The organism is Alsobacter soli (assembly GCF_003004785.1).
GTDB classification, from domain to species: domain Bacteria; phylum Pseudomonadota; class Alphaproteobacteria; order Rhizobiales; family Beijerinckiaceae; genus Alsobacter; species Alsobacter soli.
The window spans coordinates 1-26,606 of the sequence record NZ_PVZS01000006.1; the positions used below are offsets into that span (position 1 = coordinate 1).

Annotated in this window: 28 protein-coding genes; 16 read left to right on the forward strand and 12 right to left on the reverse strand. The window is 66.9% G+C overall.

The genetic code is table 11. The annotated features are described in order from the left end of the window. Together SLNSH_RS24845 and SLNSH_RS06565 are read left to right on the forward strand one after the other, a co-directional pair. On the forward strand, nucleotides 1-213 hold a 213-nt coding region (locus SLNSH_RS24845), incomplete at its 5' end, for a hypothetical protein (protein WP_158266703.1). Between the two features lie 115 nt (nucleotides 214-328). After that, entirely contained in the window at nucleotides 329-805 is a 477-nt protein-coding gene (locus tag SLNSH_RS06565) for a DUF411 domain-containing protein (protein ID WP_106335884.1), read from the forward strand. On the opposite strand, the gene SLNSH_RS25560 is transcribed toward SLNSH_RS06565, so the two are convergent. After that, complete coding sequence (locus tag SLNSH_RS25560) at nucleotides 781-903, reverse strand: hypothetical protein (RefSeq protein WP_280954458.1); 123 nt, start codon at nucleotides 901-903, stop codon at nucleotides 781-783. The genes SLNSH_RS06565 and SLNSH_RS25560 overlap by 25 nt on opposite strands. 188 nt (nucleotides 904-1,091) lie before the next feature. On the opposite strand from SLNSH_RS25560, the gene SLNSH_RS06570 reads away from it, so the two are divergent. The 7 genes from SLNSH_RS06570 (at nucleotide 1,092) to SLNSH_RS06600 (ending at nucleotide 9,748) form a co-directional block, all read left to right on the forward strand. Then, on the forward strand, nucleotides 1,092-1,370 hold the full coding sequence (locus tag SLNSH_RS06570; protein WP_146140205.1) for a hypothetical protein: 279 nt from the start codon (nucleotides 1,092-1,094) through the stop codon (nucleotides 1,368-1,370). 136 nt (nucleotides 1,371-1,506) lie between these two features. Continuing rightward, complete coding sequence (locus SLNSH_RS06575; protein ID WP_245422110.1) at nucleotides 1,507-2,373, forward strand: substrate-binding domain-containing protein; 867 nt, start codon at nucleotides 1,507-1,509, stop codon at nucleotides 2,371-2,373. Then, nucleotides 2,370-3,803 carry a sensor histidine kinase gene (locus SLNSH_RS06580; RefSeq protein WP_106335886.1) on the forward strand — a complete coding sequence of 478 codons (1,434 nt, stop codon included), beginning with the start codon at nucleotides 2,370-2,372 and terminating at the stop codon, nucleotides 3,801-3,803. Before SLNSH_RS06575 ends, SLNSH_RS06580 begins: the two co-directional genes overlap by 4 nt. Continuing rightward, nucleotides 3,793-5,097: a sigma-54-dependent transcriptional regulator gene (locus tag SLNSH_RS06585; protein WP_106335887.1), complete on the forward strand. Its 1,305-nt coding sequence runs from the start codon at nucleotides 3,793-3,795 to the stop codon at nucleotides 5,095-5,097. Before SLNSH_RS06580 ends, SLNSH_RS06585 begins: the two co-directional genes overlap by 11 nt. A gap of 177 nt (nucleotides 5,098-5,274) precedes the next feature. Next, complete coding sequence (locus SLNSH_RS06590) at nucleotides 5,275-5,799, forward strand: arsenate reductase (azurin) small subunit (RefSeq protein WP_106335888.1); 525 nt, start codon at nucleotides 5,275-5,277, stop codon at nucleotides 5,797-5,799. Between the two features lie 10 nt (nucleotides 5,800-5,809). Continuing rightward, nucleotides 5,810-8,428 carry an arsenate reductase (azurin) large subunit gene (locus SLNSH_RS06595; RefSeq protein ID WP_106335889.1) on the forward strand — a complete coding sequence of 873 codons (2,619 nt, stop codon included), beginning with the start codon at nucleotides 5,810-5,812 and terminating at the stop codon, nucleotides 8,426-8,428. Between the two features lie 60 nt (nucleotides 8,429-8,488). After that, nucleotides 8,489-9,748, forward strand: coding sequence for a molybdopterin molybdotransferase MoeA (locus tag SLNSH_RS06600; RefSeq protein WP_106335890.1), 1,260 nt, complete (start codon nucleotides 8,489-8,491; stop codon nucleotides 9,746-9,748). Here the strand turns inward: SLNSH_RS06600 and arsH are convergent. From arsH to SLNSH_RS06625, 5 genes are read right to left on the reverse strand one after another with little or no spacing between them, the layout of a single operon-like run. Continuing rightward, nucleotides 9,745-10,455, reverse strand: a complete 711-nt coding sequence (gene arsH / locus SLNSH_RS06605) for an arsenical resistance protein ArsH (protein ID WP_106335891.1) — start codon at nucleotides 10,453-10,455, stop codon at nucleotides 9,745-9,747. The genes SLNSH_RS06600 and arsH overlap by 4 nt on opposite strands. Next, nucleotides 10,448-10,864 carry an arsenate reductase (glutaredoxin) gene (gene arsC, locus SLNSH_RS06610; RefSeq protein WP_106335892.1) on the reverse strand — a complete coding sequence of 139 codons (417 nt, stop codon included), beginning with the start codon at nucleotides 10,862-10,864 and terminating at the stop codon, nucleotides 10,448-10,450. Before arsC ends, arsH begins: the two co-directional genes overlap by 8 nt. Then, nucleotides 10,861-11,919, reverse strand: coding sequence for an ACR3 family arsenite efflux transporter (gene arsB / locus SLNSH_RS06615; RefSeq protein ID WP_106335893.1), 1,059 nt, complete (start codon nucleotides 11,917-11,919; stop codon nucleotides 10,861-10,863). Before arsB ends, arsC begins: the two co-directional genes overlap by 4 nt. 7 nt (nucleotides 11,920-11,926) lie before the next feature. Then, entirely contained in the window at nucleotides 11,927-12,463 is a 537-nt protein-coding gene (locus tag SLNSH_RS06620; RefSeq protein ID WP_106335894.1) for an arsenate reductase ArsC, read from the reverse strand. Continuing rightward, on the reverse strand, nucleotides 12,456-12,806 hold the full coding sequence (locus SLNSH_RS06625) for an ArsR/SmtB family transcription factor (protein ID WP_106335895.1): 351 nt from the start codon (nucleotides 12,804-12,806) through the stop codon (nucleotides 12,456-12,458). The genes SLNSH_RS06620 and SLNSH_RS06625 overlap by 8 nt, the downstream gene beginning before the upstream one ends. A gap of 312 nt (nucleotides 12,807-13,118) precedes the next feature. On the opposite strand from SLNSH_RS06625, the gene SLNSH_RS06630 reads away from it, so the two are divergent. From SLNSH_RS06630 to SLNSH_RS06645, 4 genes are all read left to right on the forward strand, one after another. Beyond that, a complete protein-coding gene (locus SLNSH_RS06630; RefSeq protein ID WP_106335896.1) occupies nucleotides 13,119-13,496 on the forward strand; it encodes a hypothetical protein in 378 nt (125 codons plus the stop codon). Between the two features lie 102 nt (nucleotides 13,497-13,598). Then, nucleotides 13,599-13,994: a FixH family protein gene (locus SLNSH_RS06635; RefSeq protein ID WP_106335897.1), complete on the forward strand. Its 396-nt coding sequence runs from the start codon at nucleotides 13,599-13,601 to the stop codon at nucleotides 13,992-13,994. Then, nucleotides 13,991-15,424, forward strand: a complete 1,434-nt coding sequence (locus SLNSH_RS06640) for an efflux RND transporter periplasmic adaptor subunit (protein ID WP_106335898.1) — start codon at nucleotides 13,991-13,993, stop codon at nucleotides 15,422-15,424. Before SLNSH_RS06635 ends, SLNSH_RS06640 begins: the two co-directional genes overlap by 4 nt. Continuing rightward, complete coding sequence (locus tag SLNSH_RS06645; RefSeq protein ID WP_106335899.1) at nucleotides 15,421-18,594, forward strand: efflux RND transporter permease subunit; 3,174 nt, start codon at nucleotides 15,421-15,423, stop codon at nucleotides 18,592-18,594. Before SLNSH_RS06640 ends, SLNSH_RS06645 begins: the two co-directional genes overlap by 4 nt. A gap of 98 nt (nucleotides 18,595-18,692) precedes the next feature. Here SLNSH_RS06645 and SLNSH_RS06650 read toward each other — a convergent pair whose 3' ends face one another. Continuing rightward, nucleotides 18,693-19,121 (reverse strand): MerR family transcriptional regulator, encoded by a 429-nt coding sequence (locus tag SLNSH_RS06650; RefSeq protein WP_106335900.1) that lies wholly within the window; start codon nucleotides 19,119-19,121, stop codon nucleotides 18,693-18,695. Nucleotides 19,122-19,184: 63 nt separating this feature from the next. Between SLNSH_RS06650 and SLNSH_RS06655 the strand changes: the two genes are divergently transcribed. After that, nucleotides 19,185-21,440: a heavy metal translocating P-type ATPase gene (locus tag SLNSH_RS06655; protein ID WP_106335901.1), complete on the forward strand. Its 2,256-nt coding sequence runs from the start codon at nucleotides 19,185-19,187 to the stop codon at nucleotides 21,438-21,440. A gap of 9 nt (nucleotides 21,441-21,449) precedes the next feature. Further along, nucleotides 21,450-22,133 (forward strand): ZIP family metal transporter, encoded by a 684-nt coding sequence (locus SLNSH_RS06660; RefSeq protein ID WP_106335902.1) that lies wholly within the window; start codon nucleotides 21,450-21,452, stop codon nucleotides 22,131-22,133. Nucleotides 22,134-22,381: 248 nt separating this feature from the next. On the opposite strand, the gene SLNSH_RS24535 is transcribed toward SLNSH_RS06660, so the two are convergent. The 4 genes from SLNSH_RS24535 to SLNSH_RS06675 form a co-directional block, all read right to left on the reverse strand. After that, nucleotides 22,382-23,509, reverse strand: coding sequence for a hypothetical protein (locus SLNSH_RS24535; RefSeq protein ID WP_146140206.1), 1,128 nt, complete (start codon nucleotides 23,507-23,509; stop codon nucleotides 22,382-22,384). Between the two features lie 18 nt (nucleotides 23,510-23,527). Further along, complete coding sequence (locus tag SLNSH_RS06665; RefSeq protein WP_106335903.1) at nucleotides 23,528-24,088, reverse strand: recombinase family protein; 561 nt, start codon at nucleotides 24,086-24,088, stop codon at nucleotides 23,528-23,530. Between the two features lie 243 nt (nucleotides 24,089-24,331). Beyond that, nucleotides 24,332-24,706, reverse strand: a complete 375-nt coding sequence (locus SLNSH_RS06670) for a hypothetical protein (RefSeq protein WP_146140207.1) — start codon at nucleotides 24,704-24,706, stop codon at nucleotides 24,332-24,334. A gap of 163 nt (nucleotides 24,707-24,869) precedes the next feature. Continuing rightward, nucleotides 24,870-25,166 (reverse strand): hypothetical protein, encoded by a 297-nt coding sequence (locus SLNSH_RS06675; RefSeq protein ID WP_106335905.1) that lies wholly within the window; start codon nucleotides 25,164-25,166, stop codon nucleotides 24,870-24,872. A 577-nt stretch (nucleotides 25,167-25,743) separates the two neighbouring features. Between SLNSH_RS06675 and SLNSH_RS06680 the strand changes: the two genes are divergently transcribed. Beyond that, nucleotides 25,744-26,196, forward strand: coding sequence for a hypothetical protein (locus tag SLNSH_RS06680; RefSeq protein WP_106335906.1), 453 nt, complete (start codon nucleotides 25,744-25,746; stop codon nucleotides 26,194-26,196). Between the two features lie 42 nt (nucleotides 26,197-26,238). On the opposite strand, the gene SLNSH_RS06685 is transcribed toward SLNSH_RS06680, so the two are convergent. Next, the gene (locus tag SLNSH_RS06685) at nucleotides 26,239-26,577 is read right to left on the reverse strand and encodes a hypothetical protein (protein ID WP_146140208.1); all 339 of its coding nucleotides are present in this window, start codon (nucleotides 26,575-26,577) and stop codon (nucleotides 26,239-26,241) included. Between the last annotated feature and the right edge of the window lie 29 nt (nucleotides 26,578-26,606).

Genomic DNA, 26,606 nt, shown 5'->3' on the forward strand with positions numbered 1-26,606 from the left:
ACCGCGACCCTGGTCGGCCTGTTCGTGTTATGCGAGCTCGCGGCCCTGGTGTGGCCGACCGCGGGGCTGGCGCACGGCTGGGTCCGCCTGTTCGCCAGCGACCCGGACAACGTCGGCCGGACCTTCGTCGAGGGCGTGCTGGGCAGCATCGCCGGCGCGTGGCTAGCGACGCTTCTGTTCGTGCCAGTCTACAACCGGCTCGTTCGACGGTGACATGCAGTGCGCCGGGCGCGCGACGGCCCGCCCAGCGCTCCGTCCGCAGCCCTAAATACTGCCGTATAGTGATTGGAATCGCGCCTGCCGGGCGCACGAACATGGAACGGAGACGATGACCACACATCCCGACCGGCGCGCCGCCCTGATGATGCTGGCCGCCCCGCTGGCCCTCGCCGCCGTGCCCGCGCGGGCCCAGGCCCTGCCCAAGGTCGCGGTGAGCAAGGATCCGTCCTGCTCGTGCTGCGCGGGCTGGGTGGCGCACATGCGGCGCGCAGGTTTCCAGGTCGACGTCACGGAGGCGCAGGACATGGAGGCGGTGAAGCGGCGCCTCGGGGTGCCGGAGGACCTCGCCTCCTGCCACACCGCCCTGGTCGAAGCCTACGTCGTCGAGGGCCACGTGCCGGCTGACGCGGTCAAGCGCCTCCTGGCCGAGCACCCTGCCGGCAAGGGGCTCGCGGTTCCGGGCATGCCCGTCGGCTCGCCCGGCATGGAGGTCCGGGGCGCGGCGGCGGACGCCTACGCGGTGGTCCTGTTCGGCGGCGGGAGCCCGAAGGTGTTCGCGCGCTACAGGGGCGCCACGCCCCTCTGATCGACCGCGCGCCGCCTCGCGAGTTCGCGGTACAGCGCCTCGTGGCTGACGCCGATCTGGGCCGCCACGACCTTCCACTGGCCGTGGCGGCCGGGCACGGTGTTGAACTCCAGCCAGGCTGACAGGCGCTGCGGGACCGTTCGCAGCTATAGGATCTCGGCCCGAAGCCGAGCCGCCGACCAAAGGAATTGAGCCGCATCATCTCGACGTCGACCCGAGGCGGTAGCTTTGGCGCACTGAGAACGGCGCCCTTTCCGCTCTGGCAGCCGTGGAGAAGGAGGCCGGCATGGACCGACTGGTCGTCGCTGCACTGGCGGGAGCGGCTGGCGTGATCGCCTGGAACCTGTCGCAGTCGGGCCGCCAAGGCCCGGGCGCGCCAAGGCAAGGCTGGCTGGCGAGGCACATGCTCGATCACATGGAGCGCATGATGGCGAGCCTGCCCGAGAACGCGCCGCCCAAGCTGGTCATGTCGATCCTGCCGAAGTTGCAGGCGCAGAACGAGACCATCATCGCGCTCCTCCGAGAGCAGAACGAGCTCCTGCGGGGGCGCCGCGCGCCGCCCTAGCCGCGAGGCTGTGTCCGTGGCCCAGCTCCAGACCGTGCTTGAGGTGGCCCCCCGCTCCGCGGGCTCGCCCAAGCGTGGCCTTGCTCCACGTGGTGAAGCGCGTAACCTCGGCCATCTGTACGGGAGGGAGGGGCGATTGTTCGACAAGGTCGACCGCCGCCAGGTCCTGGCGTGGACCGCCGCGGCTGTGCTCGGCGGCTCAAGCCAGGCGCGCTCGGCCTCGTCTGAACTTCGGTTCGGGCTCACGCCCGTGTTCCTCACCTCCGACCTGGAACTGCTCGCGCGCCTGAAGGCCTATCTGGAGAAATCGACCGGCTTCCCGGTGCGCCTGATCACCCGGCGCACGTACCAGGAGATAACGGCGCTGCTGCTGTCGGGCCAGATCGACGCGGCCTGGATCTGCGGGTTTCCCTATGTGGTCTACAGGCCGCAGCTCGCCCTCGTCGCGGTGCCGGTATGGCAAGGGAAGCCGCTCTACCGGTCGTACCTGATCACCGGTCGAGACCGCCCGGCGAACTCCATCGACGACCTCAGGGGCGACGTCCACGCCTTTTCCGATCCGGACAGCAACTCGGGCTGGCTGGTGACGGCGACGGCGCTGGCGCGGCGCAACCAGGCGCCCGACACCTTCTTCTCCCAGTCAATCTACACCTGGGGCCATCGCAACGTGATCCGCGCGGTGGCGTCGGGCTTGGCTCAAAGCGGCAGCGTGGACGGCTACGTCTACGAGGTCATGCGGGAGACCGACGCCGACCTCGTCGGACAGACCCGTGTGGTCGCGCGATCCGACCTGCTTGGCTTTCCACCCGTGGCCTGCGCGGCCTCCTCGGCCAGGGAGCCGCGCACGGCTGCCCTTCAGTCCGCCCTCGTCGGCATGCGGGACACCGATCAGGGTCGCGCTGTGCTGTCCATGTTGCGCCTGGATGCGTTCAGCATCGAGCCCCCTTCCCTTTTCGACGGCATCGCACAGGAAGTCGCTGTGGTGCGGGGAGCTGCGGGATGACCGAGCGCTCCATCCCGCTCGCGATCAAGCTTCCGGTCGTGGTGACCGTGTTCATGGCCGTTGTGGCCGCGTTCGTGTCGGAGCGGGTGTTGGTGCGCCTTGAGGAGACCCAGGCGCGGCACCTCGGCGACCTGGCGACGGTGTATCTCGACGGTCTGTCGTCGGCGCTGGCGAGCCCGGTCGTGCGGGAGGATGTCTGGGAGACGTTCGATATCTTGGACCGCGCCCGTCAGACCAATGCCGGACTGAAGCCTGTGCTCACGGTGGTGGCCAACACCGCGGGGCGCGTCATCGCCTCGTCGGACCCGAAAGCCGTACCGTCCTGGTCCGAACTGCCTTCCCGCTTCCTTCACCAGGGCGCCGCCACCCCCGCCATCGAGCCGCGTGACCAGGAATCCGAAGCCGTGGCGCGGGTCGACCTCTCGACCGGCGGGCAGGTCGTGGGCTCGATCCACGCTGTGTTCGACACCGCCCCGCTCCTGGCGGAGCGGCGCTCGGTGTTGATCACCCTGATCGGGACCAATCTCGCGCTTACCAGCGTCCTGGCGGGCGTCGCCTTCCTGGTGGTGCGGCGCATGATGCGCCCGGTCGGTGTGTTGGCCGGCCATCTGCAGGCGGGTGCCGACCGCGGGGTCGAGCCGATCCCAGCTTCCGTGATCGAGCGTGCTCTCAAGGAGTTCAAGCGTCTCTACGCCTCGTACAACGACATGGCCGTGGCGGTCCGCGAGCGCGAGGAGTGGTCGCAGCGGATGGCGGAAGACGAGCGGCTGGCGAGCCTCGGCCGGCTCGCCTCCGGCATGGCGCACGAGATCAATAACCCCCTTGGCGGGCTGTTCAACGCACTGGACACCCTGCGCCAGCACGGCGAGCGCTCCGACGTCAGGGCCAAGACACTGGATCTCATAGAGCGGGGGCTGCGCGGCATCCGTGACGTGGTTCGGGCCGCGCTCGTCACGTACAGGGCGGACGAGGCGCCCCGGCTGCTCCACCGGGAGGATGTCGACGACCTGAGGCTGCTCGTCGCGCCGGAGATTAGGCGCAAGGACATCGCCTTGGCTTGGACCAATGGGGCCTATGCTCCCTTGCCGCTCGGAGCGTCGCCTGTCCGTCAGGTTCTGCTGAACCTGCTACTGAACGCCTGCGAGGCGACACGCTTCGGTGGCGAGATCCGGTTCTCGGCCGATGTCGACGAAGGCCAGTTCGTCGCCGTGGTCGACGACGACGGCCCTGGCCCACCGGACCGCCTGCGGAGCATCCTTGAGAGCCAGGCGAACTTCGTTCCAAGGGAACGAGGGCTGGGGCTGTTGATCGTGCAGCGGCTGCTGACGGACTTGGGAGGCTCGGCGACCGTCCACCCCAGTCCCAGCGGCGGAACCCTGATCCGCGTCGTCGTCCCGTTGCCTTCGGAGGTTCTCGCCGATGTCGCTTGAAGGCCGGACAATCGCGCTCGTCGAAGACGATCCGATCATGGGCGAGTCGCTTGTGGACCGCCTCACCCTGGACGGGGCCAAAGTGCACTGGTTCTCGACGTGCCGGGCGGCGGCGGCCGGGATCGCCGAGCAGGCTCCCGACATCGTGCTCTGCGACATACGTCTTCCGGACGGGACCGGCGAGGACATCTATGCGGCCTCGAGCGCCGTGCCCGACGCCCCGCCCTTCATCTTCATGACCGGCTTTGGCGACATCGACCAGGCGGTTCGCCTGATGAAGAACGGCGCAGGCGACTACGTGACGAAGCCGTTCGAGACCTCGGCCTTCCTGGCGCGCGTGGAGCAGCTTATCCGCGCGAGGACGCCACCTGATGAGCCGGTTCTCGGGGTTTCCGCTCGGATGGCGGAAACCGAGCGCCTGCTCAGGAGGTTCGCCAGGCTGTCCGCGCCCGTCCTGCTCCAGGGTGAGACCGGCGCGGGCAAAGAGGTGTGCGCCCGCTTCCTCCACGATCTCTCACGGGGCGGCCACCCCTTCATGGCCGTGAACTGCGCGGCTATCCCGAAGGATCTGCTGGAGAGCGAGCTGTTCGGACATGAACGTGGGGCGTTCACGGGCGCGCAGGCGCGCCACCGCGGTTACGCCGAGCGCGCCGGCAAGGGCACGTTGTTCCTGGACGAGATCAGCGAACTAGAGCCCAAGCTTCAGGCCAAGCTACTCCGGCTGATCGAGGATCGCGTGTTCCACCGTGTCGGCGGCGAGGAGCCCGTCAGGATCCAGGCCCGCCTGGTGTGCGCAACGAACGCCGACCTCTCCGCCCGCGTCCGGACTGGCGCCTTCCGCGAGGACCTCCTGTACCGGATCAACGTCCTCGCCCTGCAGGTCCCTCCCCTGCGCGACCGGCCCGACGACATCGAGTGGCTCGCGGAGCGCTTTTTCCAGGAGTTCTCGCGGGAGGCTGATACAGAGCTGCTGGGGCTCAGCGCCAACGCCGTTACCGCCCTTTGCGGACATGGGTGGCCGGGCAACGTGCGCGAGCTCCGCAACCGCATGGAGCGGGCGGCCGGCATGGCCCTCGGCCCCTGGGTCCTGCCCGGCGACCTGTTCCCCGAAAACGCCCATGTTCCGGAGCGGCCCGCGGCGACCTTGGAGGAGGGCCGCAACGCGGCGGAGAAGCGGCTCATCCAGCAGGCCATCCAGGAAGCAGGGGGCGTGCTGGGCGCCGCCGCCAGCCGGCTCGGCGTCTCGCGCACGACTTTGTGGGAGAAGATGCGCAAGTACGGGATCGATGGCTGAGGAGGATGTTCGGAATGCCTGACACGCTCGCCAGAGCGACGTTCGGAAATCCTAACGCCCCCACAACCGCGTCCAATTTACCTTCGCGATGTCAGCTGTTTAGACCAACGCGCCTCCTGGCATGTCCCCTGCGTAGCTCCATCCCGCCAAAACAACACACAGCGGGGGAGTACGCCTATGAAGAGATGCGATCTGCTCGTCGACGTCGGCCGTCGACGCTTCCTGTCCGGCGCCGGCCTGGCGGCCGCTGGCGCGGCCGCAACCACCATGGTTCCGCAGGCGCCGGCTCGCGCAGCCACAGCCCCCGCCCGCGTCACCTATCCCTCCGCGCGCTTGGTCAACATCAAGGACCTGAAGGAGAACGAGCCCATCGCGGTGACTTATCCCGACGCTGACGCGCCGGGGGTGATCATCAAGCTCGGCAAGGCCGTCCCCGGCGGCGTAGGCCCGGACCGGGACGTGGTCGGCTTCACCACCATGTGCCCGCACAAGGGCTTCCCCCTCCACTACAACCATGAGCGGCGCACGCTGAACTGCTCCGGCCACTACTCGGTGTTCGACTGCGAGGCCGGCGGCCAGGAGACGTGGGGTCACGCGACCCAGAACCTGCCGCAGTATTCGCTGCGGGTGGACGCCAACGGCGACGTGTTCGCGGAGGGGCTGGACGAGCTCCTCTACGGCCGCCTTTCGAACGTGCTGTGAGGAGGTCGTCATGGCTTACAAGCGTCAAACCGACCGGCTCCCGATCATCCCGGCCAACGCCAAGGAGCACAACGTCACCTGCCACTACTGCATCGTGGGCTGCGGCTACAAAGCCTACACCTGGGACATGGACCAGCAGGGCACGACCGAGCCCGGCGGCAACAAGTTCAACACTGACCTGTCCAAGCAGCAGGGGGCCGAGACGGAGGCCTGGTACTCGCCGTCGATGTACAACGTCGTCCGGCAGAACGGCAAAGACGTCCACCTCGTCATCAAGCCCGACCCGGGCTGCGTCGTGAACTCGGGCCTGGGATCGATCCGGGGCGCCCGGATGGCCGAAATGACCTACTCGCCCGTGCGCAACACGGAGCTGCAGCGCCTCACCGACCCGATGGTCTGGCGCTACGGTCAGATGCAGCCGACGTCCTGGGAGGACGCCCTCGACCTCGTGGCGCGGGTCACGGCCGCGGTGATCAATGAGCAGGGCGAGGACGGTCTCTTCGTCTCGGCCTTCGACCACGGCGGCGCCGGCGGCGGCTACGAGAACACCTGGGGCACCGGGAAGCTCTACTTCACCGCCATGAAGGTGAAGAACATCCGCATCCACAACCGACCCGCCTACAACTCCGAGGTGCACGCCACCCGCGACATGGGCGTCGGCGAACTCAACAACTGCTACGAGGACGCCGAGCTGGCCGACACCATCGTGGCGGTCGGCGCCAACAGCCTTGAGACGCAGACGAACTACTTCCTGAACCACTGGGTGCCCAACCTGCGCGGCATCTCCATGGACAAGAAAAAGGAGCAGCTTCCGAACGAAGCGCACGCCCCGGCCAGGGTCATCATCGTTGACCCCCGCCGCACCGTGACCGTGAACGCATGCGAGATCGAGGTGGGCAAGGACCGGGTGATGCACCTCGCGATCAACTCGGGCACCGACCTCGCTCTGTTCAACGCATGGCTGACCTACATCGCGGACAAGGGCTGGACGGACAAGGCGTTCATTCAGACCTCCACCGGCAACTTCGACCAGGCGCTGACGGGCAACCGGACGACGCTGGAGGAGGCCGCCAGGATTACGGGTCTGAGCGTCGACGAGATCCGTCAGTCGGCTGAGTGGATCGCCCAGCCCAAGGAGGGCGGCGCGCGTCGTCGCACCATGTTCGCCTACGAGAAGGGGCTGATCTGGGGCAACGACAATTACCGCACCAACGGCGCCCTGGTGAACGTGGCGCTGGCCACCGGCAACATCGGCCGGCCCGGCGGCGGCTGCGTCCGGCTCGGCGGCCACCAGGAGGGGTACTCCAGGCCGTCCGACGCGCATGTCGGGCGCCCGGCCCCCTACGTCGACCAGCTGCTGATCGGCGGCAAGGGCGGCGTGCACCACATCTGGGGCTGCGACCATTACAAGACCACTCTCAACGCCCTGAAGTTCAAGCAGGCGTACAAGCGCCGGACGGACATGGTGAAGGACGCCATGTCGGCCGTGCCCTGGGGCGACCGGCCGGCGATGGTGGCCGCCATCATGGACGCCATCCGCAAGGGCGGTCTGTTCTCGGTCGACGTCGACATCATCCCGACCCAGATCGGCCAGGCCGCCCACGTGTGGCTGCCCGCCGCGACCTCGGGCGAGATGAACCTCACCTCCATGAACGGCGAGCGCCGCATGAGGCTCACGGAGCGCTACATGGATCCGCCCGGGCGGGCCATGCCGGACTGCCTCATCGCGGCCCGGATCGCGAACAACCTGGAGCGGGTCTTCCGCGAGCAGGGCAAGAACGAGGTGGCCGACCGCTTCAAGGGCTTCGACTGGAAGACCGAGGAAGACGCCTTCATGGACGGCTACCACCAGCATGAGAAAGGCGGCGAGTTCGTCACCTACGCCCGGCTCCGGGCGATGGGGACGAACGGCTTCCAGGAGCCGGCCATCGGCCTGGAGGGCGGACCGCCGGCGGCAGGCGGCACGACCACCGGGCAGACGGCCGGCGTCGTCCTCCAGGGTCCCGCCATCCAGGGCGCCAGGGGCAAGGAGCCGGTCCTGCTCGCGTCCCCCCAGCCGGGAGGTTCGGCCGCAGGCGTGGTGGCCGGCTCCGAGCGGATCGTCGGCACCAAGCGCCTTTACGCCGACGGCAAGTTCAACACCAAGGACGGCAAGGCCGTCTTCATGGAGACCAAGTGGCGCGGGCTCCAGGCCGCCGGAAAGGAGGAGGAGTCGAAAAAGTTCGCCTTCCTCATCAACAACGGGCGGACGAACCACGTCTGGCAGAGCGCGTACCTGGATCAGCAGAACGACTTCGTGGTCGACCGCAACCCCTGGCCGTTCATCGAGATGCACCCTGACGACATGGCTGAGCTCGGCCTCAAGCCGGGAGACCTCGTCGAGGTCTACAACGACAACGGCTCGACCCAGGCCATGGCGTACCCGACAGACCGGGCCCGGCGGAAGCAGACCTTCATGCTGTTCGGTTTCCCGTCTGGCGTGCAGGGCAACGTGGTGTCCGCGGGAGTGAACGAGTTCATCATCCCCAACTACAAGCAAACCTGGGGCAACATCCGGAAACTCGCGGACGCGCCCGAGGCGCTGCGAGGCTACTCCTTCAAGTCCAAGGAATACACGCCGCCCGCTTGATCCCGGGCCTCGCCCGGGCGGCCAACCGCCGCCCGGGCTGCTTCTGCAGAGGGGGCGCCCATGAACTTCCAAGCGATGCCGCCCGAGGTGCTGGCGCAAGAGCGCGGGCTGATCGGGATCGACGAGGCGCGCGAGCGCGCTGCCTCTTACGCCGGCTCCGGGTTGGCGACCGAGGTCGCGCCGCTCGTCTGCGCCGCGGGACGTGTGCTCGCCGCCGACCTGAGGGCGAGGCATGCGCAACCGCCGTTCGACAACTCCGCCATGGACGGCTACGCGGCCTTCACCAACGGGGAGCCGCTTGAGGCCGGCTCAAGGCTGCAGGTGACGTCCAGGACACCGGCCGGATCCGTGGCGACACCTATTTCTCCCGGCACCTGCGCGAGGATCTTCACCGGGGCCTCGTTGCCCGCGGGCGCCGACGCGGTCGTGATGCAGGAGCACGTCCTTCGCGACGGGGATCACATCGTGCTTCGGCGGGCGCTCATGCCGGGCGACAACATCCGTCGGCAAGGCGAAGACATTCAGCCTGGAGAGCTTCTCCTGAGCGCGGGACAGAGGCTGGACGCACGTCACGTCGCCCTGATCGCGAGCCAGGGCCACGCGCTCGTCAGGATCCAGCAGCGCATCCGGGTCGGCGTGATCTCGACCGGCCGAGAGCTCGTCCAGCCGGGACGCGAGCTGGAGGCCGCGCAGATCTACGACAGCAACAGGCCGATGCTTGCGACGCTGGCCGCCCATGCCGGGGCGGAGGTGGTTGACGGGGGATGGGTGGACGACGAGGCCGACGCGCTCGCCGCGCGGATGCAGGACCTCGCGGCGACATGCCAGCTCGTCGTGACGACCGGCGGGGCCTCCGTTAGCGAGGAGGACCACTCCTTTGCGGCCCTCAAACGAGCCGGTGGTCATGGCGAAGTCCTGCGCATCGCCTTGAAGCCGGGCAAGCCAGCCGTGGTGGGCCGGATGGGCGAAGCCGCCTACCTCGGGCTGCCGGGCAACCCGGTCGCCGCGCTGGTGTCGTGGCTCATGCTGGGCAGCGCGGTCCTCGGCCGCCTGCGCGGGTTCGACTTCGAGCGGCCACGGGGCGAACCGCTGACCTGCGCCGTCGCCCACCAGCGCAGGCCGGGCCGGACCGAGTTCGCGCCTGCTCGCGTCGTGACCCGTCCTGACGGCGGGAAGGGCCTGGAGATCCTCGGCCGCGGCGGATCCGCCCGCCTGATGCCTCTCGTCCTGGCGGACGGCCTGGCCGAGATCCCGGCCGCCGTCGCGCATGTGCCGGCCGGGATGGAGCTGGCCTTTCACCGCTTCGGAGGATGTGCCTAGATCCGCCCCAGGCCGGTGCGCTGGGCCAGCTTCTCGGCCGCCTCCTTCCGCTCGCTGTAGCGGCTGGTCAGGTAATCCGACACGCCGCGGGTCAGGAGCGTGAACTTCATCAGTTCTTCCATCACGTCGACGACCCGGTCGTAGTAGGAGGAAGGCAGCATCCGGCCCGCCTCGTCGAACTGCTCGTAGGCCTTGGCAACCGAGGACTGGTTCGGAATCGTGATCATCCTCATCCAGCGCCCGAGCACGCGCAGCTGGTTCACGGCGTTGAAGGACTGCGAGCCTCCGCTGACCTGCATGACGGCCAGCGTCTTGCCCTGAGTGGGCCGGACGGCGCCGATGGACAGCGGGATCCAGTCGATCTGCGCCTTCATAATTCCCGTGATGGCGCCGTGCCGCTCCGGGCTGCACCAGACCTGGCCCTCGGACCAAGCCGACAGGTCCCGAAGCTCGCGCACCTTGGGGTGATCGGCGGGGGCGTCATCCGGCAGCGGCAGGCCGCTCGGGTCGAAGATCCGCGTCTCGGCCCCGTAGGCTTCAAGCAGCCGGGCCGCCTCATGCGTCAGAAACCGGCTGTAGGAGCGCTGCCTCACCGATCCGTAGAGCAGCAGGATGCGCGGCGGGTGGCTCGGAGCCTCACGCCGCAGCGCGGCTTGGTCGACGGGGCTGAACGCCTCCGCCGCGACGTTCGGGAGGTCCTCAAGCACGGGGTGAGCCGCTCTCGACGACGTCGCCGTCCTCCTTCACGTACCGGCCAATGTCCGGGTTCGGCAGGATCTCCAGCACAGCTTCGGAGGGGCGGCACAGCCGCGCGCCCTTCGGCGTCTCCACGATGGGCCGGTTGATCAGGATCGGGTGCATCATCATGAAGTCGATCAGCTGGTCGTCCGTCCACTTCGGGTCCGCCAGCCCGAGCTCGCCGTAGGGGGTCCCCTTCTCGCGCAGCAGCTGGCGCGGGGTGATACCTATCTTGGCGATGAGCTCGATCAGGCGCTCGCGGCTTGGCGGCGTCTTCAGGTACTCGATGACGACCGGCTCCTCGCCGCTCTGCCGGATCATGGCCAAGGTGTTGCGGGACGTCCCGCAGGCGGGGTTGTGGTAGATGGTGACGGTCACGGCTTGGCCTCCACGGGCTTGGTCGGGGTTTCGCCGGCGCCGCGCTCGTACCAGTCCTTGGACCGGTTCACGATCCAGACCACGGACAGCATGACCGGGACCTCGATGAGGACGCCCACCACGGTCGCCAGCGCCGCGCCAGAGTTGAACCCGAACAGGCTGATGGCGGCCGCCACGGCGAGTTCGAAGAAGTTGCTGGCGCCGATCAGGGCGGAGGGGCCCGCGACGCAGTGCTGCTCGCCGGCGATCCGGTTCAGCAGGTAGGCCAGCCCGGAGTTCAGGTAGACCTGGATCAGGATCGGGACGGCCAGCATGGCGATCACCGCCGGCTGAGCCAGGATCTGCTCGCCCTGAAATCCGAACAGCAGCACCAGAGTAGCGAGCAGGGCGACGAGCGACAGCGGCTGCAGGGTCCGCAGCAGGCCGGCGAGCGCCGCCTCGCCCTGGGACAGGAGGCTGCGGCGCAGCACCTGCGCGAAGATCACCGGCACGACGATGTAGAGCACGACGGAGATCGCCAGCGTGTCCCACGGCACGGTGATCGCTGAGAGCCCGAGCAGCAGGCCGACGATGGGCGCGAAGGCGACCACCATGATCACGTCGTTGAGCGCCACCTGCGACAGGGTGAAGTGGGGCTCGCCCTTGGTCAGGTGGCTCCACACGAACACCATGGCGGTGCACGGCGCGGCGGCGAGGATGATCAGGCCGGCGATATAGGAGCTGATCTGGTCCGCAGGCAGGTAGGGCCGGAACAGGTAGCCGACGAAGAGCCACCCGAGCAGCGCCATGGAGAACGGCTTCACGGCCCAGTTGATGAACAGGGTGACGCCGATGCCACGCCAGTGCTCGCGCACCTGGCCCAGCGAGGCGAAATCGATCTTCACCAGCATGGGGACGATCATGAGCCAAATCAGCACCGCCACGGGGACGTTGACCTTGGCGACCTCCATGGCGCCCACCGCATGGAAGACGGCCGGAAAGGCGTGGCCGAGCGCCACGCCGACGACGATGCACAGGGCGACCCAGAGGGTCAGGTAGCGTTCGAAGATCGACATGCCGGCCTCAGACGGTGAGCTTGGATTGGCGCGCGCCGGCGGAGGCGCCCTCGGCGGCGCCGATCTCGCGGACCCGGTTGCGCAGCGAGGCGGCGTCGAGCTTGGCCATCGGCAGCGCCAGGAAGGCGGAGATCCGGTTGCGCATCAGCCGGAAGGCCTCGACGAAGGCGCGCTCCTTCTCGGCGGCGGTCCCCTCGACGGCGGCGGGGTCCTCGATCCCCCAATGGGCGGTCACCGGCTGGCCCGGCCACACCGGGCAGGCCTCGCCGGCGGCGCTGTCGCAGACGGTGAAGACGAAGTCCATGACCGGGGCGCCGGGGACGGCGAACTCGTCCCAGCTCTTCGACCGGTAGCCCTCGGCAGGGTAGCCGAAGTTGCCGAGGACCTTGGGCGCCAGCGGGTTCACCGCGCCCTTGGGCTGGCTCCCCGCCGAGAAGGCTTGGAAGCGCCCCTCCCCGTCCTTGCGCAGGATGCCCTCGGCCAGGATCGAGCGGGCGCTGTTGCCCGTGCAGAGGAACAGGACGTTGAACACCTTGTCAGGCATCGGCGGGCTCCGGGCAGCAGCGGGCGAGCCCGGCCAGCGCCGGGCTGCAGACTTCGGGATGACCCTGGCAACAGTCCTCCGTCAGGAAGCGGAGGACCTCGCCCAGGCCGGAAAACGAGGCGCTGTAGATGATCGAGCGGGACTGGCGGCGCGACGTGACGAGGCCCGCGTGCTCCAGCTCCTTGAGGTGGAAGGACAGGCGCGAGGACGTGGCCCCCACAGCCTCGCCCAACGCGCCGGCGGCCATGCCGTCCGGGCCGGCCTTCACCAGCAGGCGCACGATCTGTAGCCGGGTTTCCTGGGCGAGCGCCGCAAAGGCGGGGACGGCGTCACGTTCCAGCATCTATCATGATCTCAAGAGAGGTTGAGACTTACAGGTGCACTATCCGCTAGGACGGCGCAAGCCTTTCCTAGATGCGCCTCATGACAGCGGCGTGACGCCCCGCCAACGCGATCCGCTTCCCACGGCGGCCGCGCCATGGCCATCAGTGCAGATACCGCCGGGCCGCGCCGAGCCCAGCGATGGTGAGGTTCTGGTCCGCGGCATCTCGGACCCATGCGCGGCCATCGTGGTCGCATGCCGCCTCGGACACTCTCGCGCTCGTGACGCGCCCGGACTTCCCAACCCGGCCCTGGTGTGAGAGGGTGCCGCCGCATGAGACTTTGGCTCGCCATCACACGCCTGCTATCAATCATTGCGATTGTCAGCGTCGTGCTTGCGCCGTTCACCGCGCCGGCGGGAGCCGGCGGCATGGCCAAGGAGATGCCCGGCGCAGCGTCGGACAACACGTCCAATGACGGTGCCACAGCGACGGTAGATATGCCGTGCTGTCCGCCTGCGAAGCCCGCGGATGCAGATTGCCGGAAGGCCTGTCCGCTCGCGACCTTGTGCTTCGCCAAGCTTATCCAAGGCGTCCTGCCTGTTAGCGCGGTGCGGGCCCGCATCGACCTCGCCATGGCGTTCCTCCCGGTAGATGACGCGACGCCGGAGACGCAGGCGCCCTCGCCACCGCCCAGACCACCGCAAGCCTGAGATCGTCGCCCGGCCCCTGGGCCGGTTTGATCCCGCGTGGCTTTGGTCACGCGGGCGACAGGTCGCATCCCGCGGCCGCCAGCATCTCAGGAGACACAGACGATGAAGTCGTCGAAACCCTCGCTCGTACTCGGGGCCGCGCTGCTTGGCCTTGCCCTTGTCGGATCTGCAAAAGCCGACCCCAAGGATTACGAATTCCAACTCGTTCAGAAGGAAATCAAGGTAGGCGAGGCCGTCGTCGCAGCCCGTCTCGTCGACAGGCGCTCTGGCAAGCCCGTGCCGGATGCTGTGATCTTCGCCAAGCGCATCGACATGGCCCCGGACGGCATGGCGATGATGGCATCGCCCATCGAGCAGGAGCCCTCCACCGAGCCCGGCGTCTATCGCTTCAAGACACGGCTGACGATGGCCGGCGGCTGGCAACTCTCGCTCGGCGCCAAGATCCAGGGCGAGGAAGGAACGGTCGAGAACAAGCTGGTCCTCAAGGCCACACAATGACTAAGGGCTCATGGATCGCCGGAGCTCTCGCCGCGCTCGCGGCGGGGGCGGGAGGCTATTGGGCGGGCCGCGACGGACTCAAGCTGCCGGAGGTGAGTGAGCTGGCGTCAACGGTCCAGAAGCAAATCGGTCTGGAGCAGTCGAAGGCCGCCTCCGAGGAACCCAGATCGGCGCCGGCCGGCCCGGTGGTCTACTACCGCCATCCGGACGGGAAGCCGTTTTATTCCTTGGAGTCGAAGCAGAGCGAGGATGGACGGGACTACCGTCCCGTCCACGCCAGCGAGGACATCAGCTTCGAGGGTGATCCGCCGCCCGTGTCGGAGCAGCCCGCACGCCCGGTGACGCCGGGAGCAAGGCGCGTCCTCTTCTACCGAAACCCGATGGGCCTGCCGGACACCTCGACCGCGCCGAAGAAAGACTCGATGGGGATGGATTACATCCCGGTCTACGAGGGCGAAGCCGAGGCTTCGACCGTCGCCATCTCTCCGGGCAAGCTCCAGCGGACCGGGGTACGGTCCGAGGTGGTGGAACGGCGCGCTCTGACGAGGCCTGTTCGGGCCCCCGGTGCCCTCGACGAGGACGAGCGCCGGGTTTCGGTCGTATCGGTGCGCTCGGAGTCCTTCATCGAGGCCGTCGAGAACGTCACGACGGGCGATCACGTCCACAGGGGGCAACCCTTGTTCCGGCTCTACTCGCCCGAGATCGCCGCCGCGGCTGCCCAGTACCTCACCGCTATCGGCATGGAGGGAGCGCGGCGTCGCCTTCAGAACCTCGGAGTTCCGCCCGATGTCGTCAATGAGATCGAACGCACCCGCAAGGTGCCTCTGACCATCACCTGGACGGCGCCGCGAGACGGCGCAGTCGTCCAGCGGAACGTCAGCAACGGCATGCGGGCGATGCCTGGCGACGTGCTGTTCCGCATCGTCGACCATTCGTCGGTCTGGGTCATGGCTGACGTCTCCGAGCGCGACTTGGCCGGTGTCGAAGAGGGCCAACCCGCGACCGTTCGGGTCCGGAGCTTTCCCGGGCGGACGTTCACGGGAGTTGTCGCCCGGATCTATCCGCACCTGTCGGCGGAGACCCGGACGGTTCGCATCCGAATCGAGCTCGCCAACCCGGACGGGGTTCTGCGGCCGGCCATGTACGCCGATGTGGAACTGGAGTCCGGATCACGTGCGCCCGTCGTTGCCGTGCCGGACAGCGCCGTGATCGACACGGGCGCGCGACAGGTCGTGATCCTCGACAGGGGCGAGGGCAGGTTCGCGCCGCGCGAGGTCCAGGTCGGCGTGCGGGGATCCGGCTTCACCGAAATTCGGAACGGGGTCGCCGAAGGTGACCGGGTGGTGGTGTCGGCCAACTTCCTCATTGATGCCGAAAGCAACCTGAAGGCCGCGCTCCAGGGCATGGCCACGTCGAAGGCGACGCCATGATCGCTCGTCTCATTGCCTGGTCGGCCCGTAACCTGCTGTTGGTGTTCATCGGCGCGGCGTTTGCTGTCTTGGCGGGCGTCTACGCGCTGCGCACCCTGCCGCTCGACGCCATTCCCGACCTCTCGGATGTGCAGGTCATCGTCTACACCGATTACCCCGGCCAGGCGCCGCAGGTGGTCGAGGATCAGGTCACCTATCCATTGACGACGTCGATGCTGACGGTGCCGAAGTCGAAGGTCGTGCGCGGCTTCTCGTTCTTCGGCGTGTCTTTCGTCTACGTGATCTTCGAGGACGGCACGGACCCGTACTGGGCCCGCAGCCGGGTGCTCGAATACCTGAACTCCGCCTCCAGGCGCCTCCCGGCGGGCGTGACCCCAAGCCTCGGGCCGGATGCGACCGGCGTGGGCTGGGTCTACCAGTACGCCGTCGTGGCCAAGGACATGACGCTGGCCGAATTGCGCTCGCTCCAGGACTGGGTGGTGCGCTATGCCGCCTCCAAGGCCGAAGGGGTGGCCGAGGTCGCGAGCGTCGGCGGCTTCGTCAAGCAGTACAACGTGGTCGTCGATCCGCGCCGTCTTCGGGCGCAGGGCATCCCGCTCCAAAGGCTGAGGGACGCGATCCGCACCAGCAACATGGACGTCGGCGGACGCACGGTCGAGCTGTCCGAGTTCGAGTTCATGGTCCGCGGGCGGGGCTACCTGAAGAGCATCCAGGACATCGAGGCTATCGTGCTCAAGACCGAGGCGGGCGTTCCCGTCCGCGTCGGCGACGTCGCCCGAGTCGAACTCGGACCGGACGAGCGCCGCGGCCTCACGGAGCTGAACGGCGAGGGAGAGGTCGCGAGCGGCATCATCTTGCAGCGGTTCGGGGCCAACGCCCTCAATGTCATCGACAGCGCCAAGTCCAAACTAACCGAGATCGCGGCCAGCCTGCCCAAGGGCGCCAAGATCGTCCCGGTCTACGACCGTTCTCAGTTGATCAACGACGCCATCGCCACCCTCAGGCACACGCTGGTCGAGGAGAGCGTCGTCGTCGCGCTGGTGTGCATCGTCTTCCTCCTGCACGTCAGAAGCGCGCTCGTGGCCATCCTGATGCTGCCCGTCGGCATCCTGATGGCGTTCGCAGGCATGAGGCTGATGGGCCTCGGCTCGAACATCATGAGCCTGGGAGGCATCGCCATCGCCATCGGGGCGATGATCGACGCGGCCATCGTGATGATCGAGAACGCCCACAAGCACCTGGAGCGGGCGCCGAAGGACAAGCCCCGGATCAAACTCCTGATCGCTGCCGCGAGCGAAGTCGGGCCGGCACTGTTCTTCAGCCTGCTGATCATCACGGTGTCGTTCCTGCCAATCTTCACTTTGGAAAGCCAGGAGGGACGGCTGTTCGGCCCGCTTGCCTTCACCAAGACGTTCGCAATGGCCGCGGCGGCCCTGCTCTCGGTCACGCTCGTCCCGGCCTTGATGGTGATCTTCGTGCGTGGGCGGATCGTCCCGGAGCATCGCAACCCCATCAACCGGCTGCTGATCTGGATGTACCGACCCGTGATCCGTGGCGTGCTCCGGGCCAAGACGCTGACCATCCTCGTCGCGCTCGCGGCCTTGGCGGCAACGGTTTGGCCGGCGCGCCAGCTCGGCTCGGAGTTCATGCCGGACCTCGACGAGGGCACTCTGATGTACATGCCGACGACCCTGCCGGGCCTGTCGGTGACCAAGGCGGCGGAACTCCTCCAGACACAGGACCGGATCATCAAGTCCTTCCCGGAGGTCGCCTCCGTCTACGGCAAGGCCGGGCGGGCTCTCACGGCCACCGATCCCGCGCCCACGGAGATGTTCGAGACGATTATCAACCTGAAGCCGAAGGGCGAATGGCGGCCGGGGGTGACGCTGGCGAGCCTGAAGGCCGAGATGGACCAGGCCCTCCAGTTCCCCGGTGTCTCGAACGCCTGGACGATGCCGATCCGGGCGCGCATCGACATGCTCTCGACCGGCATCCGCACGCCCGTGGGCATCAAGGTGTTCGGCGCCGACCTCGCCGAGATGGAGAGGACGGCCCGCCAGGTGGAGGCCGTGGTCAAGGCCGTGCCCGGCACCACCAGCGCCTACGCGGAGCGGGTGATCGGGGGCTACTACCTCGACGTCGTGCCCGACCGAATGGCGCTCGGCCGCTACGGCCTGACCATCGGCGACGTGCAGGACGTAATCGCGACGGCGATGGGGGGCGAAGTCGTCACGACAACGGTCGAGGGACGGGAGCGCTACGCCGTCACCATCCGCTATCCCCGCGACCTGCGCTCTGACCCGCGGGCCATCGCGACCGAGGTGCAAGTGCCGCTGCCGGCGGGCGGCGCCGTGCCGCTCGGGGAGGTGGCCGAGGTCAAGCTCAACCGGGGCGCGACTTCGATACGCACGGAGAACGGGCAGCTGGCGATCTACATCTTCGTGGACATGGCCGGCCGCGACCTCGGGGGCTACGTCGCCGAGGCCCGACGTGCGGTCGCGAACGAGGTGAAGTTCCCCGCGGGCGCCTACGTCCAGTGGAGCGGACAGTTCGAGTACCTGGAGCGAGCGGAGGCCCGCCTGAGGATCGTCGTGCCGGTCACGCTCCTGATCATCTTCCTGCTGCTCTACCTTAACTTCCGTCGGATCACGGAGACGCTGATCGTGATGCTGTCGCTGCCCTTCGCCTTGATCGGCGGCGTGTGGCTGATGTGGTGGCTTGGGTTCAACATGTCGGTCGCGGTGGCCGTCGGGTTCATCGCCCTGGCCGGCGTCGCGGCGGAGACCGGGGTCGTGATGCTGATCTATCTTGACCAGGCCCTGGAGCACCGGGCGGCCGAGCGGGCGGCCCAAGGGCGTCGGTTCACCCGGGCCGACCTCTACGAGGCGATCATGGTCGGCGCGGTCGAGCGAGTCCGGCCCAAGATGATGACGGTGGCCGCGATCATGGCTGGCCTGCTGCCGATCCTTTGGAGTACAGGGACAGGCTCGGAGATCATGCAGCGGATCGCCGTTCCGATGATTGGCGGCATGGTCTCCTCGACCCTGCTGACCCTTGTCGTGATCCCCGCGATCTACGGGCTCATCAAGGGACGCGGGCTGCCCGGGGCGGCGGGCGACGTGAGCTCGGCGGACGAAAGTTGCGGGGACGCCAGGCTTGCCGCCGAGTGAGGGCCGCATTGGCGTGTCAGGATGCACGGCGTTCACCTGACCGGCTGCCGCCAAGCCGCATGTCGTCCGGGATCCCAGGGGTGGCCCAGACCTGCCGGTCACGTGAAAGGGCCGTGCCTGTGGGTGGTGTCCGCCAAGGTCTCGATGACCCGGCACTCTGCAACGCGACCCGATGCGCACTGCTCCAGCATGCGCTCCAACTCGTCCTTGAGCGCCATCAGCTTGGCGATCCGCTGCTCGACGTCGGCCAGGCGCTCGCGGGCGATGGCGTCGGCCGCGGCGCAAGGCTGATCGGGATCGTCCTGTAGCGAAAGCAGTGTCCGGATCGCGTCCACCTCGAACCCGAGCTCCCGGGCGTGGCGGATGAACGCCAGGCGCCGCAGGTCGGCGGCGTCGAACAAGCGCCGGTTGCCTTCCGTGCGGGACGGCGCCGGCAGCAGGCCGATGCCCTCGTAATACCGGATGGTCGGGACCTTGACGCCGCAGCGGCGCGCAGCTTCGCCGATTGGGAACGTTTCTGCCGCCATGGGGCTTGCTCCTCTAGCAACTAGAGGATGTAGAGCGGGCGGAAACGGAATCGAGAGGCCGGCATGACCGACGATGTTCAAACCCGTTACCGCGTCACTGGCATGGATTGCGCGTCCTGCGCCGCCAAGATCGAGACGGCCGTACGGCGCATGCCCGGCGTGCTGGACGTCGCCGTCTCCCCCACCGCCGGCTCCATGACGCTCCGCCACACGGCCGCCGCGGACCTCGCGGCAATGGAGAAAAAGGTGGCCGGCCTCGGCTACAAGGCCGTGCGCTCCGGAGATGCTGCTGCAAAGGCGGTCCCGCCCGACGCACACGCGGGCTGCTGCAGCCACGACCACCATCACGGCCATGAGCACGAAGGCCATTCACACGATCACAAGGACCCCAACAATGGTCACGCCCACGGTGCGGAGGTCGCCGGCCTTCACGGCCATGACCACGGCCCGATGGAGGGGCCGTGGTGGAAATCCTCGAAGGGCCTGCTGACCATCACCAGCGGGATCGGCCTCGTCGGCGCCTATGTGGTCGGCAAGCTCGTCCCCGGCGTCGAACGCTGGGCCTTCGAAGCGGCGATGCTGATCGGTCTCATCCCCATCGCCAAGCGCGCGTTCATGGCGGCGCTGGCCGGGATCCCGTTCACCATCGAGATGCTGCTCACCATCGCGGCGGTCGGCGCGGTGATCATCGGCGCCGGCGAGGAGGGCGCCACCGTGGTCTTCCTATTTCTCGTCGGCGAGTTGCTGGAGGGCGTCGCCGCGGGCAAGGCCCGCGATAGCATCCAGGCGCTGACGAAGCTCGTGCCCAAGACGGCCCTGGTGGAGACGGACGGCAAGACCAAGGAGGTTCCGGCCGAGACCTTGCCCGTCGGCGCGGCCGTGCTCGTTCGCCCCGGCGACCGCGTGCCGGCGGACGGGGTGATCCTGTCGGGCGAGAGCGCCATCGACGAGTCGCCCGTGTCCGGCGAGAGCGTCCCGGTGCGCAAGGGACCGAACGAAGCCGTCTTCGCCGGCACGGTGAACGGCGACGCGGCCCTGCGCATCCAGGTCACCGCTGCCGCCGCCGACAACACCATCGCGCGCGTCGTCAAACTGGTCGAGGAGGCGCAGGAGAGCAAGGCGCCGACCGAGCGCTTCATCGACCGCTTCTCACGCTACTATACCCCTGGCGTGGTCGTCGCCGCCGCGCTTGTGGCGGTCGCGCCGCCCATCCTCGCGGGCGCCTCCTGGTCGGAGTGGGTCTACAAGGGCCTTGCCATCCTGCTGATCGGTTGCCCCTGCGCCCTGGTGATTTCGACGCCGGCCGCCATCGCGGCAAGCCTCTCTTCCGGCGCCCGGCGTGGCCTGCTGCTCAAGGGCGGTGCCGTGCTGGAGAACATCGGCAAGGTCACGGCCGTGGCGCTGGACAAGACCGGGACCCTAACCCAGGGCAAGCCGCAGGTGACGGACGTGATCGGCTTCGCCCGCGACTCCGGCGAGGTGCTGCGCGTCGCCGCCGGCCTGGAGACTGGCTCCAGCCATCCGCTCGCCCAGGCCATCCTCGCCCGCGCGGCAGCGGACGGCGTCGCGCCGGCGCCGGCGGCCGATGGCAGGGCGCTCGGGGGCAAGGGGGTCACAGGTCTGGTGGACGGCGTCGAGGCGTTTCTGGGCTCGCCCAAGGAAGCCGCCGCAAGGACGGCACTCGACCCTGCGGTTCAGGAGCGCATCGAAGCCCTCAACCATGAGGGCAAGACCGTTGCGGTGCTGGTGCTCGGCGGCGAACTCGCCGGGGCGCTTGCCATGCGGGACGAGCCCCGGCCGGACGCCAGGGCTGGCCTTAAGGCGCTCACCGCCTCGGGGCTCAAAACTGTGATGCTGACAGGGGATAACCGCCGCACCGCCGAGGCTGTCGGGCGCGAGCTCGGCATCGAAGTGCGGGCTGAGTTATTGCCGCAGGACAAGCAACGCATCGTCGGCGAGATGCAGGGCGCCGGCCAGCGCGTCGCCAAGGTCGGCGACGGCATCAACGACGCCCCGGCGCTCGCCGCCGCCCACGTGGGCATCGCCATGGGCGGGGGGACGGACGTGGCCTTGGAAACCGCCGACGCGGCGGTGCTGCACGGGCGGGTGACGGATATTGCCGAGATGATCGCGTTGTCCAAGCGCACCATGGCCAACATCCGTCAGAACATCGGCATCGCCCTCGGCCTAAAGGCCGTGTTCCTGGTCACCACCATCATGGGCCTGACCGGGTTGTGGCCGGCGATCCTCGCCGACACCGGGGCGACCGTGCTGGTCACCGCGAACGCCATGCGCCTGCTGCGGGCGCCGGCTGGCTGAGGAGGCCCGATGCCGGTTTGGGCCTATGTCTTCATCCCAGTGGTGGCAGCGGTCGGCGGCGCGGTCCTCGCGGTTCGCCGACCGCCCGGTCCGACGCTCACCAGCGCCATCCAGCACTTCACAGCGGGCGTGGTCTTCGCTGCCGCCGCCGGCGAGATCCTGCCCGACCTCAAGCACAAAGGATTCTGGCCCGTGGTGCTCGGCGCCGTGGCGGGCGTGGCCGCCACGCTCGGAGTCAAGCGCCTAGGGGGCGTGGCACGTGGCTCCGTTGGGCTGCTCGCTGCGGTCGGCGTGGATGTCTTTATCGATGGACTGGTGCTCGGACTCGGTTTCGTGGCCGGCCAGCGAGAGGGCCTGCTGCTCACGGCAGCCCTGACCCTGGAGATCCTCTTCCTGGGGCTGACTGTCACTACGGAGTTGAGCGAGTACATCGGGTCGAAGACGGCCGTCGTTGCGGCGATTGCGGGTCTCGCCTTCCTCCTCCCGCTGGGAGCACTGGCTGCGGTCCCAGTCTCGGGGCTGTCACAGCCCGTGGTCACCGGCTTCTTCGCCTTCGGTTTGATCGCTCTACTCTACCTGGTCACCGAGGAGCTCCTGGTGGAGGCGCATGAGCAGCCAGACAACTCCTGGGTCACGGAAATGTTTTTCGCCGGCTTCTTGCTGCTGTTCATGCTGGAGCAGGCCATAGGCTGAAGTTTCCGGGAAGTGAGCCGGGGCCGCAGCCATCCCCCGTCCCTCAATCGGCCGAGAGGATCAGACCAGCCAAGAGGTCCCCTCGGCCGACGATCTTTCCGACGGGATCGCGGGTGAAATTTCCGCGGGGATCGTGGATCCCCAGCAGTTGTCCTGTGCATCTCGCGCTGCCGCCTTGCCGTCCAATCGCTGTGTTTCGATGTGGCCGATGATGGCACCCCGAGCGTCTCGAAGTACCTGGATCACGCTCATGCGGGTTCGTCCAAGGGTTCAATCAACAGGTCAGAACCGTCGAGGCGGTCGCGGTTCCAGCCCCACATGCCGAAGCTTTCCGCCAACTTGGCCAAATAATCAGGATCACCGGGTGCATGATCCGGAACCGAGATGCCTGCATTCCGCAGCATGATTCTAATCTCCTCCTGGAGCGGCAGCGGAACGCGGTCGTTGTTCGGGCCATATACGGACGCGAGAAGCCATCCAGTAGAAATTCGTGACAGTTCAACAATTGCCCCCGCCGACGAGTGACCCTTCATCAGTTCAACGTAGTACCGCCGACCAAGCGCCACTTCAGGGACCTTTTCCGCAAGGCAGTTCCGGAACCGCCTCCCGGCATCGAGCATGGCGGGGCCGCTTGCGAGCGGGATGAACCCGCTAGCGAAATTAACGGGTGGCTCGAATGGAAGGCGTGTCATGCGTTCTGCCCAGGCCCTCAACCAACGTTTAAGGCCACCACGGGCGAACAAGACGAAAGACTCGCGGATGTTGGCGTCCGATGCCGTTGAGCAGTGTTCTCGAACCCACCTCAGGGCGGCGTTGGCGGCGTATGCCGTTGGGACATTTACGTTCGCCACTACCGCCGGGTGGAGGAAGATGGGGTCAAGAACATGCAGTACACGGAGCATTTCGACCGCTATAGGTCCGGAGATCTGCCCAAGAACCTTGGCGCGCTGCCGGTCCAAAGGGGAACGGCTTTTGAAGATGCCGACCAGCCGCTCGTAGGAGCCAGGAAGCGGCAGTGGCTGGCTCCCAAGTCGCGCCAGCGTTCCGAGGAGGCCCGGAGGAGGAACTTGTCCGAGAATCGCCTCAAGCATTGCCTTCGCGCGGAGCATAGCGAGCGAACGAGCGACGCCATCGCCGAGCGTACTGCACGAATTCAGAAATGCTGGCGCGACCTTCAACAGCCGCGCGCGGATTTCCACGTCTTGGCCAATTTCGAAGGTGGCCAATGCGAGAAACAGGCACTGCCGCCTGAGTGGAGAGAAGTAGAAGGAAGACGCAAGAAGTTCGGGGCAAAGCCTCAGAGCAGCGCGCAAGGCCCAGCCGTCGTATGACTTGGGGTGCCGTTCTACTGTGTCCTGATCGACATGCACCGTCATGCACAATTATCTCTGAATTCAAGTGCCGTTCTGACGAGCTTCAGCCAGGGCCCGATAAACGCTGGCTCGCGCGACTCTAAGAGCCTTGGCGATGTCGCTGGGCCGCATGCCCTCACTGTGGAGCCTTACGACTTCGTCGCGCTTCACGGACCGCTTCCGGCCCTTGTAGACGTTCTCGGCCTTCGCGCTGGCGATGCCTTCCATCTGGCGCTCGCGACGAATCGCTGTTTCAAATTCGGAAAAAACTCCTAACATTTGCAGAAATGCCCGACCGGTTGGTGTGCCGGTGTCCAGGGCTGCGTTAAGGATACGAAGCTTCGCCCCGCGCTCCTCAAGTAAGGCCACGATGGCCGACAGGTCCGCGACGGAACGGGCCAACCGATCCAGCTTGGTGACCACCAGCGTGTCGCCGGCTCGCAGGAACTCCAGCAGACTCTCAAGTTCCGGACGCCCCTTACGCGAGGTGCCGCTTGCCCTCTCTGCCCGGACGATCTCGCATCCTGCGGACTTGAGGGCCTCGGTCTGAACCTGCAGGTTCTGATCGATGGAGGAAACTCTGGCGTAGCCGTAGGTAGCCATCGGCGGGCGGCCCTGTCTCAATAGGGTTTAGACCCCGTCTTTGTAGTGTCTCAAAACTTGAGAGTCAATCCTATTGAGACACGTATTGCGTCTCATCCGCATGTCTTCATGAGGTACACGCTAATGCGTCAGCGCCGGCGCGAAGGACAGCTTCGGGATTCCATTGCGAGCGCATGGAAGTCGAGGCGATTGACCTCTCGGCGCGGTGGAGGCTCGCGGCGCCTCTACCGCGCCGGGGTCGCATTAAGCGGCGTTGTTGCGGGCGTTCTCGGCAATCGTGCGCATCTGGCGCAGCGTGGCGGCCGTACGGTTCACGCGCACCTCTTCCTTGATCTCGTCCAGCGCGATCACGTAGTTCGACCCTCCTCCCATTTCGATGTCGATGGCACTCAACAGGACCTGCATGTCCTTCTCGGCGCCGCGCTCGGCGGCGTCCACAAGGTCCCGGCCGAAGCAGCTGAGCTTGCGCTGGTGGTAGGCGGAGTCGGTCTCGAACAGTTCCCTCGGGAACATGAACTTGAGTCCAGCCAGCGGCTTCACCCTGACGAGGGCGCCCGAAGTCGTGCCGTCGGCGTAGTAGATAATGAGCATGGCTGCGATCTTCTTAGTCTTGATCACGATGGTCCTCAAATATTTCGTTCTTGAAATCTTGGTTTCGTTTTGTCAGGCGAGCCTGAGCTTGGCCCAGAAACCTTGGTCTGGTTGTGAACACGACGGGTCCACTACTTGACGATGTGGGTCTCGCCAGTGGTCGGGTGGGTGAGGAAGGCGCTCTCCTCCATCACGCGTCGTCGTCATCGTTCTGACCGGTCCAATCGAGATGGTCATCGATTTCCTCGGCGCTCAGCGGGCGGCTACGCCCAGCGGTGAAGGCGACCGCCGCCTCGGTGGTCTCGAAATCGACGCGGACGATCTCCCAGTCGGCGTCGAACCCGTCCGGCTCTTCGCCGCCCTCGTTGGTCTGGGATTCCCGCTCGGCGCAGATGGCGCCAGGGAAGCGACCCGCGCTGAAGCAGATCTCGCCGATGTTGTAGAACTTGACCCAGTAGTAACCGCTGATGGTGTTGATAGCAGACATAATTTCTCTCTAAATGGCTTGAGTATGCATGCCGTGCATGAAAAGGACAGTGGCATGCCATCCCTGCACGGCGACCTTGATGTCAGACCGCGACCGCCATGGCAAGGGGGTTCGGATTCCTACAGATGCTCTTTCATGACGGCTGAAGACTTTTGTACGTACAATCCGTACATCAATGAAATCACCAAGCCTGACACCATCCTGACGCCCACCCGCTGGCACCATAACCCCGGTCACCGTGGTGATGCAGGATCTGCGGTTCACCAGGGTTCAATAGCCGTGCTGCTGGGCATCAACGAGAAAACGATGCAGGCATCTCGCGGGCACGCAGGACGTGCCGAGGTCGGAGGAGATCGTGCTTTGCGTCCTGATGCGAGGTTACGTCCGCCCAGAGGTCATTCGGTGCAAGTGCTGGGCACCATACTTCTCCAGAGCTCCGACAGTGCTCGAAAACCATAAGGCGGGAAGCTGACCCAACTCGTCCACGCCTCTACGTGATGTCCCTCATGCTGAAAAAAATTGCGGGGTGGACGGCCGGCTCGGTACATTCAGGCATTGTTTCGTGAGTGAATTTTCAATGTCTGCTTTTTACAACTACAAGGGTAAGTGCGCCGTGCCCGGGGACGAGCCCCGCAAGAAGTGGTACCGCGCCGACGGCTTCCCGAACTGGAACACGACGCTGTTCGAAACGGCCGGATCCGGCACCGGCTGGCACGTGAAGCATCCGGTCACGGGTGCAGAGATCTACTACCAAGATCTGCTCGACCCGGTGCTCGAATTGTTTAGCAACGTGCTGCACGCCGCGTATCCTGGCGAGATCTTCGAGGTGCATCGGCGCCATGGCCGCCGCGCCTGGACGCACTTCGGCGAATACGATTGGAGACCCTACGTCCGGATCTACAGCCCTAACCGCAACGCCATTTTCCTGCTTTCGATGACGGGCGACACCTTGTGGCCCCCGCGCACCGGCAGCGTGTGGGATGATGTCGAACGGCCTGCGCTGTTTACCAACATTCACATTTCTGACTGAGTACTGCTGAAGGACAGTGACGCGTCGAAACCGGCGCGAAGCTTATTGAAAACTCCGCTCTCTGTACATGTAGCCCTCTGACATGTGATCCATGTCGGGGGGCTTCGGACTTTCGGGTTTCATGGCGCGATCTGAGACCGCCTCGACACCATGATGTTCGAATTTGACTTGGATGGAACGAAACGCCAAACGTGACACGATGTGGCAATGCGTATGCACCTGCGGCGCGTTGCGGGCTTCGGTGGACCCCACGTGCGACAGCCACTCTACTGGGTGGTCCACGCCCACGATGGGCAACCCATTGGGCTCGCAGATGGTGAAGGGCGCCAGCCTGACGGGCAAGCGGCCGGACGGCTCGAAGGCGACGGTCAGCTTGAACATGCAGGCGCACGGGCCTGGACCGGCCGCCA

Bases quoted from the DNA above. Each gene is read 5' to 3' on its own strand.
- SLNSH_RS06565 (WP_106335884.1), top strand. From the start codon at position 329: ATGACCACACATCCCGACCGGCGCGCCGCCCTGATGATGCTGGCCGCC.
- SLNSH_RS06570 (WP_146140205.1), top strand. From the start codon at position 1,092: ATGGACCGACTGGTCGTCGCTGCACTGGCGGGAGCGGCTGGCGTGATC.
- SLNSH_RS06580 (WP_106335886.1), top strand. From the start codon at position 2,370: ATGACCGAGCGCTCCATCCCGCTCGCGATCAAGCTTCCGGTCGTGGTG.
- SLNSH_RS06585 (WP_106335887.1), top strand. From the start codon at position 3,793: ATGTCGCTTGAAGGCCGGACAATCGCGCTCGTCGAAGACGATCCGATC.
- SLNSH_RS06590 (WP_106335888.1), top strand. From the start codon at position 5,275: ATGAAGAGATGCGATCTGCTCGTCGACGTCGGCCGTCGACGCTTCCTG.
- SLNSH_RS06595 (WP_106335889.1), top strand. From the start codon at position 5,810: ATGGCTTACAAGCGTCAAACCGACCGGCTCCCGATCATCCCGGCCAAC.
- SLNSH_RS06600 (WP_106335890.1), top strand. From the start codon at position 8,489: ATGAACTTCCAAGCGATGCCGCCCGAGGTGCTGGCGCAAGAGCGCGGG.
- arsB (WP_106335893.1), bottom strand. From the start codon at position 11,919: ATGTCGATCTTCGAACGCTACCTGACCCTCTGGGTCGCCCTGTGCATC.
- SLNSH_RS06620 (WP_106335894.1), bottom strand. From the start codon at position 12,463: ATGCCTGACAAGGTGTTCAACGTCCTGTTCCTCTGCACGGGCAACAGC.
- SLNSH_RS06625 (WP_106335895.1), bottom strand. From the start codon at position 12,806: ATGCTGGAACGTGACGCCGTCCCCGCCTTTGCGGCGCTCGCCCAGGAA.
- SLNSH_RS06630 (WP_106335896.1), top strand. From the start codon at position 13,119: ATGAGACTTTGGCTCGCCATCACACGCCTGCTATCAATCATTGCGATT.
- SLNSH_RS06635 (WP_106335897.1), top strand. From the start codon at position 13,599: ATGAAGTCGTCGAAACCCTCGCTCGTACTCGGGGCCGCGCTGCTTGGC.
- SLNSH_RS06640 (WP_106335898.1), top strand. From the start codon at position 13,991: ATGACTAAGGGCTCATGGATCGCCGGAGCTCTCGCCGCGCTCGCGGCG.
- SLNSH_RS06645 (WP_106335899.1), top strand. From the start codon at position 15,421: ATGATCGCTCGTCTCATTGCCTGGTCGGCCCGTAACCTGCTGTTGGTG.
- SLNSH_RS06650 (WP_106335900.1), bottom strand. From the start codon at position 19,121: ATGGCGGCAGAAACGTTCCCAATCGGCGAAGCTGCGCGCCGCTGCGGC.
- SLNSH_RS06655 (WP_106335901.1), top strand. From the start codon at position 19,185: ATGACCGACGATGTTCAAACCCGTTACCGCGTCACTGGCATGGATTGC.
- SLNSH_RS06660 (WP_106335902.1), top strand. From the start codon at position 21,450: ATGCCGGTTTGGGCCTATGTCTTCATCCCAGTGGTGGCAGCGGTCGGC.
- SLNSH_RS24535 (WP_146140206.1), bottom strand. From the start codon at position 23,509: ATGACGGTGCATGTCGATCAGGACACAGTAGAACGGCACCCCAAGTCA.
- SLNSH_RS06665 (WP_106335903.1), bottom strand. From the start codon at position 24,088: ATGGCTACCTACGGCTACGCCAGAGTTTCCTCCATCGATCAGAACCTG.
- SLNSH_RS06675 (WP_106335905.1), bottom strand. From the start codon at position 25,166: ATGTCTGCTATCAACACCATCAGCGGTTACTACTGGGTCAAGTTCTAC.
- SLNSH_RS06680 (WP_106335906.1), top strand. From the start codon at position 25,744: ATGTCTGCTTTTTACAACTACAAGGGTAAGTGCGCCGTGCCCGGGGAC.
- SLNSH_RS06685 (WP_146140208.1), bottom strand. From the start codon at position 26,577: ATGTTCAAGCTGACCGTCGCCTTCGAGCCGTCCGGCCGCTTGCCCGTC.